General features: G+C 38.0%; 2 protein-coding genes. Both read left to right on the top strand.

All coding sequences use genetic code 11. The annotated features are described in order from the left end of the window. Positions 1-2,090 precede the first annotated feature (2,090 nt). Entirely contained in the window at positions 2,091-2,807 is a 717-nt protein-coding gene (locus QVP40_RS11025; protein ID WP_022068461.1) for an RluA family pseudouridine synthase, read from the top strand. A 156-nt stretch (positions 2,808-2,963) separates the two neighbouring features. Beyond that, positions 2,964-4,046 (top strand): substrate-binding domain-containing protein, encoded by a 1,083-nt coding sequence (locus QVP40_RS11030; protein WP_022068462.1) that lies wholly within the window; start codon positions 2,964-2,966, stop codon positions 4,044-4,046. Positions 4,047-4,152: the final 106 nt, after the last annotated feature.

Here is a 4,152-nt window from a genome sequence, read left to right on the forward strand (position 1 = left end):
AAATCGAAAATAGAGTAAACGAAGGGGCAGTTCACTGAAATGTCAAAACTGCTTTTTCGTTTACCCCATCATCGATTCTAACCTAAAGAATTTATTAATAGCCAGGCATGGATGAATATTGAGACGTCCCTGAAATCTGATATTTTAGGGCGTTTCATATCCGGCTCTGGCTATTTTTATGCCTCGGGAAAGTAATACGTTCTGTACGAATTTTTGTGGTTAATAAAAACGCTTTGTGAGGATGTAATTAGAGGAGAGGAAGCGATCAGAGGAGAGGATGTGACCAGATGTAGGGGAAGATGATTACCCATGGCAGTTTACATCTGGTGCTCGAAGCGGAGCAAGTCCCTTCAGGATTGAGGACTTTAGAGGCGTGCGGCATTGTCTGCGTTAGTCGGATAAAGGATTATGGTAAAATCCTGCAGCTGTGTTCTGGCGTTTCAGTCTGCAGAGAATCTGAAAGTTCATAGTTTTAGATCTGTCAGACTTCTGCTAGATCCCGGAAGCGGACAGGATAAGACAAATAACAGGAGCTTATGTTTTCTGCTGCCTGTGATCTGTGCAGAGGAGGGGGAAAAGAATCATATGTTATTTATAGTTGCAGGGTCGATATACTATTTTTAATGTTATAGATGAGCAAATATGAAAAAGTGCACAAAATCATCACGAATTTTTCTTTAGAAGATGCGTATATAGAGCTTAATATTTTTATGTCCGTATATTACGGATTTTATTGTACAAAATTCGATGTTTTCTTATTCACAGTTTAACGTTTATATAATGAGGCAATACAGGAGTTTGGCATGTATATGATAAAATACCTGGCGGGATAATGGCCTGTGAACATGAACATCTTTTCAAATTTGTTTATTTATAGTTTGATTTTATAATTATCTGAAATTTGCAAAAATATAAAAATATAATTGTTTTAAACCAAATTAAAATGAAAATATGTAGAAAAAATGAAAATAAAATCGAAAAATGTATTGACAAATAAGAGGGGCAGTGCTATCATATACTCATCAAAAGAAAAAACAATCAAAGTACAAAAGAGAAAATCATTCAATTCATAGCATATATAAATGTTACATGAAAAGGATGAAATCAAAAGAAGGGCAAAGGTGGTTCCATTGGGAAAGTAGATTACTTGTTTATCAATACGAAACAGTGACAGGAATCGTATTTCCTGCAAGAAAGACCTGGTACATAAGAACCGTAAAGTAAATCCATAACAGTCACATAAAAGGAATAATCGATTGATATTATAGTTTGTGATCTGATCAGGAGAATTTAGTTTCAAGTTAAAAAGTCTGAGGGATGGAAATCCATGAGGTGAAATTTATTCAGTAAATAATCTGAATGAATGAATCCGGAAGATACGAATCGCAAGGATATTTTTCAGAAAACAAAGTTCCAGTGACAGATACCGGAATAACTGATTTAGATATCATATCTGATAAAAATTTAAAGTGACTTGTATAAGGAAAACGTACTTCAGGTATATAGAAACGATTTTTCGTATTGAATAACTGTCACGAACCTGATACAAAGAACTTCAGGAATATGTAAAGAAATATTTACTGAAGAAGTATAACTGCCAGTCTCAGAACTTTGCCGGAAAGAAGAGTTTTTGGAAAGTTTGTAAACAGACAGGAAAGATATTTTGAAATCCATATAATGAAATTGTAAAATGAGTTATATGAATTGAAGCTTTGCATCAGAAGAGTATCTTCTCACAAAGGGTGCTGTAATTTTAGAAATTATAATCCGTAAGTTATAATTTCAAAATCTATCAACTTTCTAAATAAACAAAATGATAAATAATCATAATGTTTACGAGCAGGAAATCAGAAAAAGAATCACATATACAGAAATATATACGGAACGGAAAAACTAAATAGGGTAAATCTTTATAGAAACCAATTAGACACAAGATAATTTTTTAAATGAGGATAATAAAAATTGAATAACGAAGAATGTTAAGACGGTCATCATTTTTGAAATTGAAGTAAAAAGTGATGGCCGTCGTTCTTGCCAGAAACAGTCTTTTAGAGTATACTCTCCACAGAAGTAAAAAGGAGAGTTTTTTTATGTGGCGAGGAAATATACAGGAAAATATTCTTTATGAGGACAGTCAGATACTGGTATGTCATAAACCGGCAGGGCTTGCAGTTCAGAATGCAAAAATGGGAAGCATGGATATGGAAAGTGCGTTGAAAAATTACCTGGCAGCAAAGTCAGGAGGGAAGAATGCTCCGTGGCTTGGAGTCCTGCACAGACTGGATCAGCCGGTAGAAGGAGTGATTGTTTTTGCAAAAACGTCTGCTGCCGCAGCAAATATCAATAGACAGATGACAACAGACGGTATAGGCAAAATTTATCTGGCTGTGACAGACAGAAAAGTTATGGATAAAGAAAAGAAACTTATAGATTACTTATACAGAGATGGAAGAAAAAATATGTCTTTTGCGACAGAAAAAAAGACTCCGGGAGCTAAGAAAGCAATTTTGTCTTATAAACTGCTGGAAGAGATTTCTGATAACTGTACAGTATCCGGATACCGCAGTCTGGTAAGAATCCAGCTTGAAACGGGACGCCACCATCAGATCAGAGTTCAGATGTCGCACGCGGAACTGCCTCTTATTGGAGACAGGAAATATAATCCCAAAGACAGCTCGGGGCTGCCTCTGGGTTTGTGCTCCTGCTGTCTGAGTTTTCTGCATCCGGAAACAGGGAAAAAAATGGATTTTTATGTGACACCTCAGGGCCAGGCATTTTCCGGTTTTTGTATTCCCCAGTCGGTGTAGAAATCGGCGCTTTTTGGAAAAGTGTAAAACTTTACCCAAAATCATGAAAAAACTATGAAAAGTATGGACGTAAAATGTAAAATATGATAAGGTGATGTATCGAAACGTAAAAATGGTTGGAAGCACATACAGATGTAGCAGAAGGGGAGAAAATCAATGAAAAAAACAACTGTTGCGGCAGTCCTTGTGACAGGTACAGTTCTGGCGGCAGGGATTTTTGCGAAATGTGATGTTTTTGAGGAAAAGGTAATTGCGGATGTGCGGACAGAAGATGAGGCAGAAAAAAGTGAGAAAGAAGACAGCAGTTCCCGTATTGATACATCAGCGCCGGTTTTGGCCGGAAGCAGAATTGCAGTAGTAAGCAAAAGTGTCAGTGGCGAATTCTGGGATATGGTACATAAAGGTATGGAAGATGCAGTAAAAGATCTTAATACCGCTTATGGATTTAAGTCAGACGACCAGATTAAAATGACTTTTGAAGGACCGGATGATGAACTGAATGTGGAAGAGCAGGTAAATACCCTTGATGCAGTTATTGCAGAAAATCCTTCCGTTCTCTGCTTTTCTGCAAGTGATATGAACTCCTGTCAGGCTCAGCTGGAAACGGCCACAGAAAATGATATTCCGGTAATCATTTTTGACTCCAACGTCAGCGAAAATGAACTTGTAACAGGGTTTTATGGAACAGATAATGAACGTGTGGGTGAAATTGCCGGAGAAAAAATGGCAGAAGCTTTGGGTGAAAAAGGCAGTATTCTGATTTTTTCTGCTCAGGAAAAGACAGAAAGCAGCCAGAAGCGTGTCAGTGGATTTAAAACTGCCATTGCAGAATATACAGATATGGAAGTTGTACAGGAAATCTATGCAGATCAGGTAGAAGATATGAGCGCTGCCATGCAGGAGGCTCTGGCACAGAATCAGGATACGGCAGGAGTATACTGCACAAATGCGGACATGTCAGAATTATATCTTGCTCTGGATCAGGCAGAGGAAGATCTGCCGGTGATGATCGGTGTGGATGCAACCACAAAGCAGCAGCAGGCAGTGAAGGATGGACGAGAATACGGAATTGTTTCCCAGGATCCATATGAGATGGGATATCAGACCATATTGGCGGCAGCTAAAGTAACAGATCCGGAGAACAGAGATGCAGAGGGAACTGTTTTTCTGGAACCGGCGTGGATAGATGCATCGAATCTGGAGGATCCCGAATACAGCAGTTATCTTTATAAGAAATAAAAAATAATATGAACAGCCCGTGTATATAGTAGAATATATGCGGGCTGTTTTTTGTACGGCTTTAGCCTGGGGCTGTCGGGAAATAGATAGTTCTAAATAGGGGCAG

The organism is Blautia sp. CAG:257 (assembly GCF_000433815.1).
In the GTDB taxonomy this organism is placed as follows: domain Bacteria; phylum Bacillota; class Clostridia; order Lachnospirales; family Lachnospiraceae; genus Blautia_A; species Blautia_A caecimuris.

Coding starts and splice junctions, on each gene's coding strand:
- QVP40_RS11025 (WP_022068461.1), top strand. CDS start 2,091: ATGTGGCGAGGAAATATACAGGAAAATATTCTTTATGAGGACAGTCAG.
- QVP40_RS11030 (WP_022068462.1), top strand. CDS start 2,964: ATGAAAAAAACAACTGTTGCGGCAGTCCTTGTGACAGGTACAGTTCTG.